The sequence below is a fragment of the Aeromonas sp. R5-3 genome, assembly GCF_040908225.1.
GTDB lineage: Bacteria > Pseudomonadota > Gammaproteobacteria > Enterobacterales > Aeromonadaceae > Aeromonas > Aeromonas dhakensis.
Genome location: NZ_JBFODH010000008.1, coordinates 220,183 through 236,177, shown reverse-complemented (window position 1 = coordinate 236,177; position 15,995 = coordinate 220,183). Strand labels below are relative to the sequence as shown.

Below are 15,995 nucleotides of genomic sequence, written 5' to 3'. Positions count from 1 at the left end.
TGTTAGTCTAAGGTAAATTTGTTGCGCCATGACGGCAAGGGCGATTGCCCGGTCGTGATGGTCCCCCGTCACAGGAGTGCCCATGGCCCGTCCGCAAACGGCCCATGATGTGCCAGCAAGGAGAGAGTACCCATGAACAACCATCAGACCCGGTTCGGTGACGTGCCGCTGCACATCGGCGGGGAAGCGTACCCTTCCGCGAGCGAACAGTGGATCGAGGTGACCGACCCGGCGGATCAGAGCCTGCTGGCGCGAGTGCCAAAGGCCACCTCGGCGGAAATTGAGCTGGCGGTGCGCACCGCTCACGACGCCTATCTGCTGTGGCGGGAGGTGCCGGCCTCCGAGCGGGCCCGGGTGATGTTCAACTACCAGCATCTGTTGAAGACGCATCACGACGAGCTGGCGGCCCTGCTGGCCCAGGAAACCGGCAAGAACCTGGCGGATGCCAAGGGGGATGTGTGGCGCGGCATCGAGGTGGTGGAACAGGCCTGCGCCATCGCCAGCCAGACCCTGGGGGAGACCATGGGCAACGTGGCCCGCCGGGTCGACGGCCACTCCTGGGTGCAGCCGCTCGGGGTCTGCCTTGGCATCACCCCCTTCAACTTTCCGGCCATGATCCCGCTCTGGATGTTCCCGCTGGCGGTGGCCTGCGGCAACGGCTTCGTGCTCAAGCCCTCCGAGCAGGATCCGCTCACCCCCATGCGCCTGGCCGAGCTGTTTGCCGAGGCGGGGGCTCCCCGGGGCATTTTGTCGGTGGTGCACGGCGGTGCCGAGCAGGTGGATGCGCTGCTGGCCCATCCCGACATCAAGGCGGTCAGCTTCGTCGGCTCGGCCCGGGTCGGCGGCCACGTCTATCGCAGCGCCACTTCCCAGCTCAAGCGGGCCCAGTGCTTTGTCGGTGCCAAGAACCACATGGTGATCATGCCGGATGCCAACAAGGCGCAGGTGCTGAGCAACCTGGTGGGGGCTGGGGTCGGCGCCGCCGGTCAACGTTGCATGGCCATCAGCGTGGCGGTGTTCGTGGGCAGTGCCCGGGAGTGGATCCCCGAGCTCGCCGCCGAGTTCTCCAAGGTGAAACCCGGTGTCTGGCACGATCCCGAAGCCGCCTACGGTCCCCTCATCAGCCCGGAGGCCAAAGTCAGGGTGGAGGGGCTTATCGAGGCGGGGATCGCCGAGGGGGCCGAGTGTCTGCTGGACGGCCGCTTCTGCGACGTGCCCGGCTACCCGGTGGGCAACTGGGTGGGGCCGACCCTGTTTCGCGGCGTGACCCCCGAGATGCGTATCTATAAGGAGGAGATCTTCGGGCCCGTGCTGGCCTGCCTCGAGGTGGCGAACCTCGATGAGGCGCTCGCCCTCATCAACGACAACCCCTACGGTAACGGCACCTCCATCTTCACCGGCTGCGGCGCCGCCGCCCGCAAGTTCCGCCATGAGGTGGCGGTGGGCCAGGTGGGGATCAACGTGCCCATCCCGGTGCCGCTGCCGTTCTTCTCCTTCACCGGCTGGCGTGGCTCCTTCTACGGGGATCTGCACGCCTACGGCAAGCAGGCGGTGCGTTTTTACACCGAGACCAAGACGGTGACCGAACGCTGGTTCGACGAAGATATCCCGACCGGCCCCAACATGACCATCCAGCTGCGCTGACGGCAGGTTGCTCGGGCGCACACACTGACAGAAACGGATCGAACAAGTAAAAGGAAGCGAACAAGATGGATTTTAACCTGACCCCGGATCAGCAGGCCTATGTGGAGGCTGCCAGTGCCTTTGCCGAGGAGGCGCTCAAGCCCCACGCCGCGCGCTGGGACAAGGAGCACGAATTTCCCGTCCCTACCATCAAGCAGGCGGCGGCGCTCGGCTTCTGTGGCCTCTACACCCCGGAGCAGTACGGCGGGCTCGGCCTGCCGAGGCTCGATGCCAGCCTTATCTTCGAGCGCCTCGCCATGGGCTGCACCTCCACCACCGCCTATCTGACCATCCACAACATGGTGAGCTGGATGCTGGGCAGCTGGTTGCCTGCCGAGGTGGCCGAGGAGTGGGTACCCAGGCTGGCCAGCGGTGAGCTGCTGGGTTCTTATTGCCTCACAGAGCCGGGGGCCGGATCCGATGCGGCGGCCCTCAAGACCCGCGCGGTGCGCGATGGCGAGGATTACGTCATCGACGGCAGCAAGGTGTTCATCTCGGGCGCCGGCAGCACAGACGTGCTGGTGGTGATGGCCCGCACCGGTGGCGAGGGGGCGAAGGGGATCTCCGCCTTCATGGTACCGGCCCAGACCCTCGGCGTGAGTTACGGCAAGGCGGAGGAGAAGATGGGCTGGAACAGCCAGCCGACCCGTGAGGTGAATTTCAGCGCCGTGCGCATTCCCGCCCGTTACCGGCTGGGGCAGGAGGGCGAGGGGTTCAAGTTCGCCATGCAGGCGCTCGATGGCGGGCGCATCAACATCGCCACCTGTTCGGTCGGCACCGCCCAGCAGGCCCTCGACGATGCCCTGGCCCATGTGCAGCAGCGCCAGCAATTTGGCCACCCGATCAGCGAATTCCAGAGCGTGCAGTTCCGCCTGGCCGACATGGCCACCGAGCTCGCGGCCGCCCGGCTGCTGGTACGTCAGGCGGCCGCGAGACTCGATGCTGGCGCGCCGGACAAGAGCGCCTGGTGCGCCATGGCCAAGCGCTTTGCCACCGATGTGGGCCACCGCATCTGCGACGACGCCCTACAACTCTTTGGCGGCTATGGTTATATCCGCGAGTACCCGCTCGAGCGCTACCTGCGCGATACCCGGGTTCACCGCATTCTGGAGGGGACGAATGAAGTGATGCGGCTCATCATCGCCCGCCGCCTGCTGGCCGAGCCCGGTCTGGCGCTGGAGTAGCGAGAGGGGGCCGCCCTGACGACGCGGTTGGCGTGACTCGTCGTCAGGCTTTGTGAGCCAGCCGCAGGTCGGCTCCATTCAACCCTGTCATCATGGGGCAGGTTTTTTGACAAGGACAACGCAATGACAAGGATCAGGCTCGAATATCACGGTCACGTGGCCTACATCACCCTCGACCATCCTCCCGCCAACACCTGGACGCTCGCCAGCCTGCAGGCCTTCTTGCAGATGATGGTGGAACTCGACGGCCGCCCCGACGTGGTGGCGCTGGTGATCCGCGGGGCCGGGGACAAATTTTTCTGTGCCGGCGCCGATCTCAACATGTTTGCCGACGGCAACCTGGAGCACGCCCGCGAAGTGGCCGAGGCCTTTGGCCGCGCCTTCGAGGCGCTGGCCCGCTTTCACGGGGTCAGCATCGCCGCCATCAATGGCTACGCCATGGGGGGGGGCCTCGAGGTAGCGCTGGCCTGCGACATCCGCATCGCCGAGCAGCAGGCCAAGCTGGGCCTGCCGGAGGCCTCGGTGGGCTTGCTGCCATGCGCCGGCGGCACCCAGCGTCTCACCGAACTGGTGGGACCGGGCTGGGCCAAGCGGATGATCCTCTGCGGCGAGAAGGTGAGCGCCACCCTGGCCTACGAGATGGGGCTGGTGGAGGAGGTGGTGAAGGAGGGCCACGCCTGGGAGGCGGCGCACCAGATGGCCCAGCTGGTGGAGCGCCAGAGCCCGAGCGCCCTGCGCGCCTGCAAGACCCTCATCAATCAGGGGCGCAGCGGCCATCGGGACGCGGCGCTGCCGCTGGAGCGCAGCCTGTTCCTCACCCTGTTTGAGGATGCCAACCAGCGCGAAGGGGTGGCCGCCTTCCTCGAGAAACGGGCCCCGCGCTGGCACTATGACCAACCCACGCCGTTGAAGAGGGAGTGAAGGATGAATGAGGTAATGATGGCTGCCCGCCATGTCGCAGGGGCTGATACCCGGTCTGCGGAGGCTGGCCATGAGTGAGCCTGTGCGCATCGAGACCCACCCCACCGCGGATGGTCGCCACATCGGCATGCTGACCCTGGACAGCCCCGCCTCCCTCAATGCCCTGAGCCTTGAGATGATCCAGTTGTTGCAAGGGGCGCTGACCCGCTGGGAGCGGGATCCGGCCATCGTCTGCGTGCTGCTGCAGGGGGCCGGCGAGAAGGCGTTTTGCGCCGGTGGCGACATCCGCTCCTTCTACTACCGCAAGCAGGAGGCGAGCGAGTCGGCACTGTTTGGCTATGCCCGCGATTTCTTCGAGCAGGAGTACCGGCTCGATCATCACATCCACTGCTACAGCAAGCCTCTCATCTGCGTGGCGGACGGCATCTGCATGGGGGGCGGCATCGGCCTCTTTGCCGGGGCCGGCTTTCGAGTGGTGACCGAGAAGAGTCTGTTCGCCATGCCGGAGGTGACCATCGGCCTATATCCGGATGTGGGGGCCAGCTGGTTTTTGAGCCGGATGCCGGGTCGGCTCGGGCTCTGGCTCGGCCTCACCGGGGCCCGCTTCAACGGGGCGGACGCCATTGGCCTGGGTCTGGCGGATCACGCCATGGCGAGCCACGAGCGGATGGAGCTGCCGGCGCGCCTCGCGGCCCTCGACTGGTCTGACTCTGCCGATACTGGCGAGCAGATCGAGGGGGTGCTGGCCGGTTTGCAGCAATCTCTTGGCCAGACGCTGCCGGCCCCCGTGCTCTTGCCCCATAAGGCTCGCATCGATGCGCTGCTGGCGGGACGCACTTTGGAGGGAGTGATGACTAGGTTGCGCGAGGCTGAACTTGGCGATGCGAATCTAGTTCAAGCGTGGGCAAATTGCTTAGACGGCAGCCCCATCAGTCGCGCCATTCTCTGGCGCCAGTTCTGGCAGGCACGGCGCCAGTCCCTGGCCGAGGTGTTTGCCGACGAGCTGACCCTCTCGGTCAACTGCGTGCTCAGAGGGGACTTCGTGGAAGGGGTGCGGGCCCTGCTCATCGACAAGGACAAATCCCCCCGCTGGCAGGCCCCGCAGACTGGCGAGGCCTGGCTGGATGCCTTCTATCGCTGGCCCGAGGGGGACAACCCCTTGCGCCCCCGCTGACGCGGGATCACACACAAGGAACAGACCATGACAAGGATTGGATTTATCGGGCTTGGCAACATGGGGGGCCCCATGGCCGCCAACCTGGCCAGGGCGGGGCACACAGTGCAGGTGTTTGATCTGGTGGCGGAGAGCCTGACCCGCGCCATCGAGGCCGGCTGCATCGCCGCCGGCGATGCCCGCGAGGCGGTGAGCGGCTGCGAGCTGGTGATCAGCATGCTGCCGGCGGGCGAGCATGTGCGCAGCCTCTGGCTTGGCGAGAGCGCCGGTGAGCGGGGTGGGCAGGATCTGCTGGCGGCCCTGCCGCACGGCGCCCTGGTCATCGACTGCTCCACCATAGACGTGGCCTCGGCCCGCCAGGTGGGGGCGGCGGCGCAGGCGCGCGGCATCCGTTTTCTCGATGCTCCGGTGTCGGGAGGGGTGGCCGGCGCGGCGGCGGGGACGCTGACCTTCATCGTCGGCGGCGAACAGGCGGATTTTGAGACGGCCAAACCCGTGCTCGCCTGCATGGGGCAGAACCTGTTTCACGCCGGGGCGCTCGGCGCGGGCCAGATCGCCAAGATGTGCAACAACATGCTGCTTGCCATCCACATGGCGGGTACTGCGGAAGCGCTGGCGCTCGGGGTCAAGGAGGGGCTGGATCCGGGCGTGCTCTCCACCATCATGGGCAAGAGCTCGGGCAACAACTGGAGCCTGGAGCGCTACAACCCCTGGCCCGGGGTGATGGAGAACGTGCCGGCGTCTCGCAACTATCAGGGGGGCTTCATGACCCGGTTGATGGTCAAAGACTTAGGATTGGCCATGGCCCTGGCCGAGCATGCCCACAGCGCCGTGCCCATGGGGGCGCTGGCGCGCAATCTGTTCAACCTGCACGCCACCAAGGGGCAGGGTGCCCGGGATTTTTCCAGCATCGTCGAACTCTATCTGGACAAGACAGAGCCGGGTTAAGGGCCGCTATCTACCTTTTTACCCGATAGTCTTTGACTCGATAGTCACCGGCCATCTCACCAGGAGCATTTATGGATATCAAACAAAAAGTCATCGCCATCACGGGGGCGGGCAGGGGGCTGGGCCGCGCCATTGCCCTGAGTCTGGCGGAACAGGGGGCGCAGCTTGCGCTCATTGACGTCAACCGCACCGATCTGGAGGTGACCGAGGCGGAGGTGCGCAGCCGTGACGGCCGCTGCGCCCTGTTCGTCTGCAACGTGGCGAGCGAGCCGGAGGTCGAGGCGGCCTTCGCCGCCATCAAGGATCAGTTCGGGGCCCTGCACGGCCTCGTCAACTGCGCCGGCATTCTGCGGGACGGCATGCTGATCAAGGTGAAGGAGGGGTTGCTTGCAGAGAAGATGAGCCTGGCCCAGTGGCAGAGCGTCATCGACGTCAACCTCACCGGCACCTTCCTGTGCGGGCGCGAGGGGGCGGCGCTGATGGCCACCGGCGGGGAGGGGGGCGTCATCATCAACATCTCCTCCATCGCCCGCGCCGGCAACATGGGCCAGAGCAACTATGCCGCCAGCAAGGCGGGGGTGGCCTCGCTGGTGGTCACCTGGGGGAAGGAGCTGGCCCGCCACGGCATCCGGGTGATGGGCATCGCCCCCGGGGTGTTTGCCACCGACATGACGGCGGCGATGAAGCCCGAAGCCATGGCCCGCATGCAGCAGGCCATCCCGGTGGGGAGCCTCGGGCAGGCGGCGCAGCTGGCCCAGACGGTGCATTTTATTCTCGTCAATGACTATCTGTCTGGGCGGATGATCGAGCTGGACGGCGGCTTGCGCCTCTAGATTCCGGCCCTCTTTTGCAGATGCCCCTGGCCCTCGGCGCAGGGGCATTTTTATTGAAACGTTTGTCAGCAGTCAGGTTTGCCGAGCTCGGCTGCAAGCTGCATTCTCATGCAGGTCTTATCCGCAAAAAGGGGGCTCAGGTCATGGAAAAATGTGAAATATCAACGGGTCTTTCTTAATTTGAACCAGCTCACAGGCCCCCGGGGTCAGTGCTGTAAAATTGCGCGCGGTCAAGGCGGTGCATGATTGACGGTACGAGGGATTGCGGTCGGAATAGTCATGCAATATAGTTGCCGCCTTTTTCACGGGGTACGGATTTCTAGCCCCTCCCATATTGCGCGCAGTATGAATACGGACGCTCTGCCGCCGCCTAATTAAACAGGATTGAGATGGACAAGAAACTGGGGCTTGGCGCCCTCATCTCGCTGGTGATCGGCTCCATGGTCGGTGCCGGGGTCTTCAGTCTGCCGCAAAACATCGCCGCTCATGCCAGTGCCGGGGCCGTCGCTTTGGGATGGGCCATCACAGGTATCGGCATGATCTGCCTCGCGCTTGTGTATCAGAACCTCTCCATGCGTCGCCCGGATCTCGATGGCGGCATCTTCAGCTATGCCAAGGCCGGTTTCGGCGATTTCATCGGCTTCAACGCCGCCTGGGGCTACTGGCTCTGTCAGCTGCTGGCCAACGTCTCCTACGCCATCGTGGTGTTCAGCGCACTGAGCTACTTCTTCGACACGCCGGACAACGTCATCTTCGGTGACGGCAACACCCCGGTGGCCATCACGCTCGCTTCCATCCTCATCTGGTCGGTACACGCCCTGGTGCTGCGCGGCATCCAGGTGGCGGCGCTGGTGAACATAGTCACCACCATCGCAAAGATGGTGCCCCTCATCGTCTTCTGCGTGGCCATCCTGCTCGCCTTCAACATGGAGACCTTCACCCTGGACATCTGGGGTCAGGGTACCCCTGAGCTGGGTTCGGTGATGGATCAGGTCAAGTCCACCATGAAGGTGACGCTCTGGGTCTTCATCGGCATCGAGGGGGCCGTGGTGGTCTCCGCCCGTGCCCGCCATCGCAAGGACGTAGGCCGGGCCACCGTGCTGGCGCTGCTGGGGGCCCTGACGCTCTACGTCATGGTGACCCTGTTCTCGCTGGGGGTCATGAACCAGCCGCAACTGGCGGCCCTCAAGAACCCCTCCACCGCCATGATCCTGGAAGCCGTGGTCGGCCCCTGGGGGGCCTGGCTCATCAACATCGGTCTGGTCATCTCTGTGATGGGGGCCCTGCTGAGCTGGACCGTGCTGGCGGCGGAAGTGCCCTACATCGCGGGCAAGACCGGCGTCTTCCCCGGCTGGTTCGCCAAGGAGAACAAGAACGGCTCGCCGCAGGTGTCGCTCTGGTGCTCCACCTGCCTGGTGCAGACCTTCCTCATCATCATCTACTTCCAGAGCAGCACCTATCTGGCGCTGGTCAACATCGCCACGTCGGCGGCGCTGGTGCCCTACGTCTTCTCGGGTGCTTACGGGCTGAAGCTGGCGCTGAAAGGGGAGACCTACGCAGGCCAGCCCCATCAGCGCAAGCGCGACCTCTTCCTGGCGCTGGTGGCGACCGTCTATGGCTGCTGGCTGGTCTATGCCGCCGGGGTCGAGTACCTGCTGCTGGTGGCACTGCTCTACAGCCCCGGCATCTTCATCTACTGGAAGGCGCGCCAGCATCACGGCCTGCGCGGCCTCAACCGGCTGGAGCAGGGGATGACGGCGGCCCTGCTCGGTTGCGCCGTGCTGGCCTTCTACAAGGTGATGGACGGTACCATTCCCTTGAGTTAACCGGCACAATAAAGAGATGGCCCAAGGGCCATCTCTTTTTTTATGTGCTGCACACGCTCCGGTGCGCGGCAGAGCCTCGGAAGGAATTTTTATGCTGTTTATGGGTTATCTGCTGCTGGGGGCATTCGCCGGCATGCTGGCGGGATTGTTCGGCATCGGCGGCGGTCTCATCATAGTGCCCGTGCTGGTATTGAGTTTTCATGCCCAGGGGGTCGCCCCCGACATCATTACCCATCTGGCGCTCGGCACCTCGCTGCCCACCATGATCTTCACCGGCTTCAGCTCCCTGCGTGCCCACCAGGAGGCCGGGGCGGTGGACTGGGTGATGATCCGCCGGCTCGGCGCCGGCATGCTGGTCGGGGCCTGGCTCGGCGGCATGACCGCCAATCTGCTCAGCGCCAGCACCCTCAACATCATCATCGGCTGCTTCGCCTGGACCATGGCCGTGCAGATGGGGCTCAACCTCAAGCCCAAGGCGGAGCGTCATCTGCCGGGGGCGCTCGGCACCGGCATCGCCGGCACCCTCATCGGCTGGATGTCGGCCTTGTTCGGCATCGGTGGTGGCTCGCTGACCGTGCCTTATCTGAGCTGGAACAGCGTGCCGATGCGCAACGCCGTGGCGGCCTCCGCCGCCTGCAGCATGCCCATCGCCCTGGCGGGCAGCCTCAGCTACCTCTACGCCGGCTGGGGCAACCCGGATCTGCCAGAGTGGAGCCTGGGTTACATCTATCTGCCGGCGCTGCTCGGCATAGTGCTCACCAGTACCCAGTTTGCCCGGGTGGGGGCCAAACTGGCGCACCGGCTCTCGCCCCAGCGGCTCAAGCAGGCGTTCGCCCTGTTGATGCTGCTGGTGGGGGCCAAATTCATGCTGTTTAGCTGAACCCTTGGCCAGATTGTTGAAAAATAAGGCGAACGGCACGAGCAAGGGCAGAAAGCCGTTGCATTGAGGGACCAGTTTGCCTATTCTCCTCGCCGGTGGTCCTATTGGTCCTCTCGCATTGATAACCCGTCGACCTGGTCAGGACCGGAAGGTAGCAGCCAAGGCGGGGGACTCGAGTGCCGGGATGTGGCTGGTAGGGCCACCACTTGTTTCTGCCATTCAATAAGTTACCTCTCAATTTCTCTTCAGGCCTCTTGGTCATCCACTTGATGTGGATGAGCCTGGCGTCTTCATCCCATATTTCCGGCTCTCTGCCGCAAGCTCTCAGGTGCGACCGCAAGGTGGCTCTGGCGTCCAGCGCAAACGTCCTCTTGATCTTCCACGTAGTTCCCTTGGGATCATGTTTCCCTCAATCACTGCCCGTGGCCTCTATGGCAATTGCATTCATTTTGTTCTCACCACGCTATAACCCCTTTTCGAAAGAGAAGGGCTTGCCGTACGCCTACGGCCAAGCGCTGGAAAGCGCCAGACGGTAGGCAATCCCAGGCACTTGACTGGTGGCGCGTGAACCACTTGCTGGCCTGACGGGCAACGGCCGGCGCAGTGACATCAGACCAGCTGCGCTCGCTTCTCGATCAGGAAATCCATCAGCGCCCGGATCTTGGCCGGCATCTGGGCCCGCGACGGCACGTAGAGATAAAACCCAGGGAAGGGGGGGCACCAGGGGGCGAGCACCCGCACCAGCGATCCATCACTCAGGTACTGGCGCACCCGCAGATCCAGGTGTTTGACCAGCCCCACCCCCTGCAGGGCCGCCTGCAGCATGCTGTCGTCGTCGTTGAACACGGCGTTGCCCTTGGGATCGACGATCTGGGTGTGCTGCTCCTCATCGGGAGAAGTAAACGACCAGCGGTCGATGGTGTTGCTGGAGGTAAAGCGGTAGGCCAGGCAGTTGTGCCGGGTGAGATCGCCCGGGGTCTGCGGTGTGCCATGCTGCCTGAAATAGTCGGGTGAGCCGACAATGGCCATGGTCAGAGGGGGGGTGATGGGCACCGCCACCACGTGTTCATCCAGGCTCTCTCCCAGGCGAATGCCGGCATCCATGCCGTCGGCGATGATGTTGGAAAACCCGTCCGCCATCACCAGCTCCAGCCGCAGCTTGGGATGGCGCGCCAGAAATTCCCCCATGTGGGGCTCGATCAGCAACCTGGCGGCGATGCGCGAGCTGTTGATGCGAATAAGGCCCGAGGGCTCAAGGTGGGAGTCATTGAGCTCGCTCACCACCCGCTCGATGGCCGTGAGGGAGGGTTGCAGCACGTCCAGCAGGCGCCGTCCCTCCTCGGTCAGCGACATGTCGCGGGTAGTGCGGTTGAGCAACCGTACCTGCAGCTGCTGCTCCAGCCCCTTGAGGTGCTGGGAGAGGGCGGCGCGGGTCACCCCCATCTCGGTGGCGGCCTTGGTGAAGCTGCGGTGGCGGGCGATGTGGGCAAACCACGTCAGTGACGCGACGAGTGAAGGTTCTATGGGCATTTGTTTAGCCTTGCTAATCAGTCATGTCTTGATAGGTGCGTATATCTAGCTCAATAGACTTACTACTATTAGCTCGAACTCGCGTCAAGCATGACGCCCCTGAACCTAACGGAGAGCCCGACCATGTCCCACGTCACCTTCCCCAATCGCAACGGCCAAGGCATCACCCTGGCTGCCATCGTTCACTTCCCGCCGCACTTCGATGAGCGCAAGCAGTACCCGGCGGTCGTGGTTTCCCACCCCGGCGGCGGGGTGAAGGAGCAGACTGCGGGCCTGTACGCCAGCAAGCTGGCCGAGCAGGGCCTCATCGCCATCGCCTTTGACCGCTCCTATCAGGGCGAGAGCTCGGGCGAGCCGCGCCAGCTGGAGAATCCCCACGTCAGCACCGAGGACGTCAGCGCCGTGGTGGACTACCTGACCACGCTGCCCTATGTCGATGAGAACCGGATCGGGGCCATGGGCATCTGCGCCGGTGCCGGCTACAGCGCCAATGCCGCCATCCAGGATCGCCGCATCAAGGCGCTCGGCATGGTCAGCGCGGTCAACATCGGCCAGATGTTCCGCAATGGCTGGGACAACAGCGTCAAGGATGCCGATGCCATGGGGTATCTGGCGTTCGGCTCCCAGGCGCGCACCACGGATGCGGCCGGTAGCGGCTACGCCACCATCCCCTTGGCGCCCCTGCGTGAAGAGGATGCCCCCAACGAGGAGCTGCGCGAAGCCTGGGAGTACTACCACACCCCGCGCTGCGAGCACCCCAACGCACCGGGCTTTGCCCTGACCCGCAACCTGAACCAGATCATCACCTACGACGCCTATCACAAGGCGGAGGCCTTCCTGACCCAGCCGATCCTGGCGGTGGCTGGCAGTGTGGCTGGTAGCAAGTGGATGAGCGACGACCTGCTGGCCCGCGCCGCGAGCACTGACAAGACCCTGCATGTGGTGGAGGGTGCCAATCACATGTCCCTCTACGACGTGCCCCGCCATGTCGACGAGGCCGTCGCCCAGCTGGTCCCCTTCTTCCTGCGGACCCTGAACTAATCGGCCCGCGAGAGGGGGAGGCCCCTCTCGCTTATCGAGGAGCATCATCATGAGCCATGTATTGAACCTGACCTATCAGAACCTGGGCTGGCAGACGGCGGCCGACCTCTACCTGCCGCCCGATTTCGACGAGCAAAAGCGCTACCCGGCCATCGTCAGCACCCACCCCATCGGCAGCTGCAAGGAGCAGACCGCCGGCAATGTCTACGCCAAAGGGCTGGCCGAGGCGGGGTTCGTGGTGCTGGTGCCCGACGCCAGCTTCCAGGGCGCCAGCGGCGGTGAGCCGCGCTTTATCGAGGATCCGGCCATTCGGGTCTCCGACATCCGCTTCGCGGTGGACTACCTGCAATCCCTCTCTTATGTGGACAGCGATCGCATCGGCGCCATCGGCGTGTGCGGCGGCGGCGCCTACACCATCCATGCGGGCATCACGGATCACCGCCTCAAGGCGCTGGTCTCCATCACAGGGGTCAACTATGGCCGCCTGATCCGCGAAGGCTTCGCCCAGTTCAAACCTCTTGAGCTGGCCCAGGGCATCGCCCGGATGCGCACGGCGCAGGCGCAAGGGAGCTCTACGGAACCCGCCGATCTGCTGCCAGCGTCCGTGGCGGCGGCCACCGCGGCAGGCTTCACCGACATCGACGTGCTGGAGGCCACCGAGTACTACAAGACGGCGCGCGGCCAGCAGCCCCATGGCGCGACCCGCCAGCTGATGTCCTTCACCGGCGCCGCCATGGGGTGGGATGCCTTCCTCCATGCCGAGGTGCTGCTGACCCAGCCGTTGATGGTGGTCATTGGCGACAAGGCGGGGGGTTTTGGCGCCTATCGGGATGGCTGGGAGATCTACGGCCGCGCCGCCTCCACCGACAAGCACATTGTCGTGGCCGAAGGCTGGTCCCATTACGACCTCTACGACAAAGCCGAGCCGGTGGCCATCGCCATGGCAAGCCTCGTGCCCTTCTTCCAGCGCACCCTGTGATCCCGCGGTGGGGGCATCCCCGCCCATTCAAGCGACAAGGTAAACCGATATGCGAAACGTACTGATCCTCGGCGCCAGCGGCCAGATAGCCCGGTGGGTGGTCAAGGGGCTCGCCGGGCAGGGCGACCTCCGCCAGACCCTGCTGCTGCGCGACCCCAAAAAGTTGAGCGGCCGTGAGCCGGCCAACGCCAGGGTGGTGATCGGCAGCGTGCTGGACAAGCCGCTGCTCAAGGAGGTGATGGCAGGACAAGAGATCGTCTACGCGAACCTCAGTGGCGACAACCTAGACAAACAGGCCCAGGCGGTCATCACCGCCATGCAGGCCGCCGGAGTGAAGCGCCTGGTCTTCGTGCTGTCCCTCGGGATCTACGACGAGGTGCCCGGCAAGTTCGGCGAGTGGAATCGCGGCATCATCGGCGAGGAGCTTAAACCCTACCGGCGGGCGGCGGACGCCATCGAGGCATCGGGGCTGGATTACACCATCTTGCGCCCGGCCTGGCTGACCGATGAGGATGAAGTGGATTACGAGCTGACCGCCAAGGGCCAGCACTTCCAGGGTACAGTGGTGTCGCGCAGGAGCGTAGGGGATCTCATCACCCGGATCCTGGTCTCGCCCGAACTGCACCTGAGCGAGAACCTTGGCATCCACCAACCCGGCAGCGAGGGCGACAAGCCGTACTTCATGTAAGGGGAGGCGAGGGCGCTGGTCTGCGGCGCCGGGACGGGGCGCGGGCGTCATGTCGCTTGCAGCGACGCCATGCCGGCCCGATGGGCCTGCTCCAGCTCATCCAGGTCGAGCACATAGGCGCGGTTGTCCGCGAGGCTGGCTATCGCCAGATCGATGAAGTGGCGTACCCGGGCGGGCTGGGCGGCGCGACTGCCGTAGTAGAGAAACAGGCCAAGCCTCTGGGTCATGTGCTCGAGCAGCAAGGGCACCAGGCGGCCGGCGCGGATATGCGCCGCCGCCGTCGGCCCGGCCAGCTGGCCGATGACATCGCCGGCCAGCACGGCCCCCAGCTCCACCATCTCGTCGTTGGTGGAGAGTGCCGGGCGCACCGGAAGCTCCTGCAGTTCGTCCCCCATCTTGACGTACCAGGGGATCAGGCGCCCGTTGCCCGCGTGGCGAAAGGCACTGCAGCGATGCAGGGCAAGGTCGTGCAGGGTGAGGGGCACGCCATATTTGCGCAGATATGCGGGGGCGGCGCAGATGATGAGCTGCATGGGGAACAGGCGGCGCGCGATCAGCCCCTCCTGGGGCGAGATGCCGATGCGCAGCCCCACATCGACCCGCTCCTCCACCCAGTTGCCGACCCTGTCATCGAGCCGGATATCCGGCTGCACATCGGGATAGCGGCGGCAGTACTCCTCCAGCAGCGGCCCTATGACCGTCTGCACCACGGAGCGCGGGCCCACTATTCGCAGCGGGCCGGCGAATTCCTCACGGGTCTGGCGCGCCGCCGTCAGGGCCTGCTGCAGGCCGAGCAGGGCAGGCTGCGCCGCCTCCAGAAATCGTTGCCCCTCTTCGGTCAGCGACATGCTGCGGGTGGTGCGATGAAACAGGCGTACCCCCAGATAGCTTTCCAGCTGCCCGAGCGCCTTGCTGGCGGCCTGGGGAGAGATCTGCTGGGCCTCGGCCGCCTTGCTGAGGCTGCCCAGCTCGGCCGTGTGCACGAAGGTGGTGATGGAGCGCAATTCGTTGATCATGGTCTGGCTCATGGATTTACATCATTTGGTTGTAACTGATTCCGTCATTTACCGTCTAGTTCGATGTTTATCCCATCTCTATAGTGCGTCCATCGACCGCGCCAGCCTTTAGCGCTTGACTCCCCTTCGGGTTGGTTGAGACAAGGGTCTGTGCATCCATGGTTACCAGGGCAGTTTCGGCTGCATTGTGAGAAAAGGAGCAAGCATGCAAACACGTCAATTGGGTAACAGCGGGCTGACGGTATCCGCCATCGGTCTGGGCTGCATGGGCTTGAGCTTTGGCTATGGCCCCGCCACCGACAAAGCGGAGGCGATCGCCCTGATCCGGCGCGCCCATGAGCTCGGGGTCACCTTCTTCGATACCGCCGAAGCCTATGGCCCTGGCGACAACGAGTTGCTGCTGGGGGAGGCGCTGGCCCCGTTTCGCGACAAGGTGGTGATCGCCACCAAGTTCGGCTTCAAGCACGGCAAGGTACCCGATGGGCTGGACAGCCGGCCGGAGAATATCCGCGCCGTGGCCGAGGCCTCCCTGCGCCGGCTCAACACCGATGTCATCGATCTCTTCTATCAACACCGCGTCGATCCAGAGGTGCCGATGGAAGAGGTGGCCGGCACCGTACAGGATCTGATCCGCGAGGGGAAAGTGCGCCACTTCGGTCTGTCCGAGGCCGGCGTCGATTCCATCCGCCGTGCCCACAAGGTGCAGCCGGTGGCGGCGCTGCAGAGCGAATATTCCCTCTGGTGGCGTGAGCCCGAGCAGACGATCCTGCCGCTGCTCGACGAGCTGGGGATAGGTTTCGTGCCGTTCAGCCCGCTTGGCAAGGGCTTTCTGACCGGGGCCATCAAGGCCGATACCCGCTTCGAGGCGAACGATTTTCGCAGCATAGTGCCGCGCTTTGCCGAGGAGGCCCGCGCCGCCAACCTGCGCCTGGTGGAGGTACTGGGGGATCTGGCCGCCAGCAAGGGGGTGACGCCGGCCCAGATTGCGCTTGCCTGGCTGCTGGCCCAGCGGCCCTGGATCGTGCCCATTCCGGGCACCACCAAGCTGCACCGGCTGGAAGAGAACCTGGGGGCCGCCGCCATCAGGCTCGGCAGCCGCGAGCTGGCCGACATTGACGTCGCCGTGGCAGGCATCGAGCTGGAAGGGGGGCGCTACCCGGCGCACCTGGGAAAACTGGTGGGGCGCTGAGGCGCCCTGTTTGAAAGCGAGCCGTGCAAGGCACCCGGCCACTGCCGCGTGTCTTGGCAACGCTCGTGTCGCCCCGGTTCGCCGGGGCCGTTATGTTGTTATG

Annotated in this window: 14 protein-coding genes and 1 other RNA gene; 13 read left to right on the top strand and 2 right to left on the bottom strand. The window is 64.8% G+C overall.

Features of this window, described 5'->3' with window-relative positions:
* The first annotated feature begins 132 nt into the window (after window positions 1-132).
* From AB5Y95_RS03960 to ffs, 9 genes are all read left to right on the top strand, one after another.
* Window positions 133-1,644, top strand: coding sequence for a CoA-acylating methylmalonate-semialdehyde dehydrogenase (locus AB5Y95_RS03960; RefSeq protein ID WP_368159548.1), 1,512 nt, complete (start codon window positions 133-135; stop codon window positions 1,642-1,644).
* A 65-nt stretch (window positions 1,645-1,709) separates the two neighbouring features.
* Entirely contained in the window at window positions 1,710-2,867 is a 1,158-nt protein-coding gene (locus AB5Y95_RS03955) for an acyl-CoA dehydrogenase family protein (protein ID WP_054544797.1), read from the top strand.
* 123 nt (window positions 2,868-2,990) lie between these two features.
* Window positions 2,991-3,788, top strand: a complete 798-nt coding sequence (locus AB5Y95_RS03950) for an enoyl-CoA hydratase (RefSeq protein ID WP_017781410.1) — start codon at window positions 2,991-2,993, stop codon at window positions 3,786-3,788.
* Window positions 3,789-3,858: 70 nt separating this feature from the next.
* Complete coding sequence (locus AB5Y95_RS03945; RefSeq protein ID WP_267996864.1) at window positions 3,859-4,962, top strand: enoyl-CoA hydratase/isomerase family protein; 1,104 nt, start codon at window positions 3,859-3,861, stop codon at window positions 4,960-4,962.
* A gap of 27 nt (window positions 4,963-4,989) precedes the next feature.
* Window positions 4,990-5,910 (top strand): 3-hydroxyisobutyrate dehydrogenase, encoded by a 921-nt coding sequence (mmsB, locus tag AB5Y95_RS03940; protein ID WP_043171675.1) that lies wholly within the window; start codon window positions 4,990-4,992, stop codon window positions 5,908-5,910.
* 71 nt (window positions 5,911-5,981) lie between these two features.
* Window positions 5,982-6,743 carry an SDR family oxidoreductase gene (locus AB5Y95_RS03935; protein ID WP_368159547.1) on the top strand — a complete coding sequence of 254 codons (762 nt, stop codon included), beginning with the start codon at window positions 5,982-5,984 and terminating at the stop codon, window positions 6,741-6,743.
* Window positions 6,744-7,132: 389 nt separating this feature from the next.
* Window positions 7,133-8,569: an arginine-ornithine antiporter gene (gene arcD / locus AB5Y95_RS03930; protein ID WP_005301466.1), complete on the top strand. Its 1,437-nt coding sequence runs from the start codon at window positions 7,133-7,135 to the stop codon at window positions 8,567-8,569.
* 91 nt (window positions 8,570-8,660) lie between these two features.
* A complete protein-coding gene (locus tag AB5Y95_RS03925; protein ID WP_201889229.1) occupies window positions 8,661-9,449 on the top strand; it encodes a sulfite exporter TauE/SafE family protein in 789 nt (262 codons plus the stop codon).
* 102 nt (window positions 9,450-9,551) lie between these two features.
* Window positions 9,552-9,648: signal recognition particle sRNA small type (gene ffs / locus AB5Y95_RS03920), an RNA gene on the top strand.
* Window positions 9,649-10,058: 410 nt separating this feature from the next.
* On the opposite strand, the gene AB5Y95_RS03915 is transcribed toward ffs, so the two are convergent.
* The gene (locus AB5Y95_RS03915) at window positions 10,059-10,979 is read right to left on the bottom strand and encodes a LysR family transcriptional regulator (RefSeq protein WP_368159546.1); all 921 of its coding nucleotides are present in this window, start codon (window positions 10,977-10,979) and stop codon (window positions 10,059-10,061) included.
* 123 nt (window positions 10,980-11,102) lie between these two features.
* Between AB5Y95_RS03915 and AB5Y95_RS03910 the strand changes: the two genes are divergently transcribed.
* The 3 genes from AB5Y95_RS03910 to AB5Y95_RS03900 are packed head-to-tail and all read left to right on the top strand — an operon-like array spanning window position 11,103 to window position 13,687.
* Complete coding sequence (locus AB5Y95_RS03910) at window positions 11,103-12,020, top strand: alpha/beta hydrolase (protein ID WP_258119444.1); 918 nt, start codon at window positions 11,103-11,105, stop codon at window positions 12,018-12,020.
* Between the two features lie 49 nt (window positions 12,021-12,069).
* The gene (locus tag AB5Y95_RS03905; protein ID WP_139397127.1) at window positions 12,070-12,999 is read left to right on the top strand and encodes an alpha/beta hydrolase; all 930 of its coding nucleotides are present in this window, start codon (window positions 12,070-12,072) and stop codon (window positions 12,997-12,999) included.
* Between the two features lie 49 nt (window positions 13,000-13,048).
* Window positions 13,049-13,687: an SDR family oxidoreductase gene (locus AB5Y95_RS03900; protein ID WP_139397125.1), complete on the top strand. Its 639-nt coding sequence runs from the start codon at window positions 13,049-13,051 to the stop codon at window positions 13,685-13,687.
* A 47-nt stretch (window positions 13,688-13,734) separates the two neighbouring features.
* On the opposite strand, the gene AB5Y95_RS03895 is transcribed toward AB5Y95_RS03900, so the two are convergent.
* A complete protein-coding gene (locus AB5Y95_RS03895; RefSeq protein WP_368159545.1) occupies window positions 13,735-14,715 on the bottom strand; it encodes a LysR substrate-binding domain-containing protein in 981 nt (326 codons plus the stop codon).
* Window positions 14,716-14,908: 193 nt separating this feature from the next.
* Here AB5Y95_RS03895 and AB5Y95_RS03890 point away from each other — a divergent pair, with 193 nt between their 5' ends.
* A complete protein-coding gene (locus tag AB5Y95_RS03890) occupies window positions 14,909-15,892 on the top strand; it encodes an aldo/keto reductase (protein WP_226008531.1) in 984 nt (327 codons plus the stop codon).
* The last annotated feature ends 103 nt before the right edge of the window (window positions 15,893-15,995 follow it).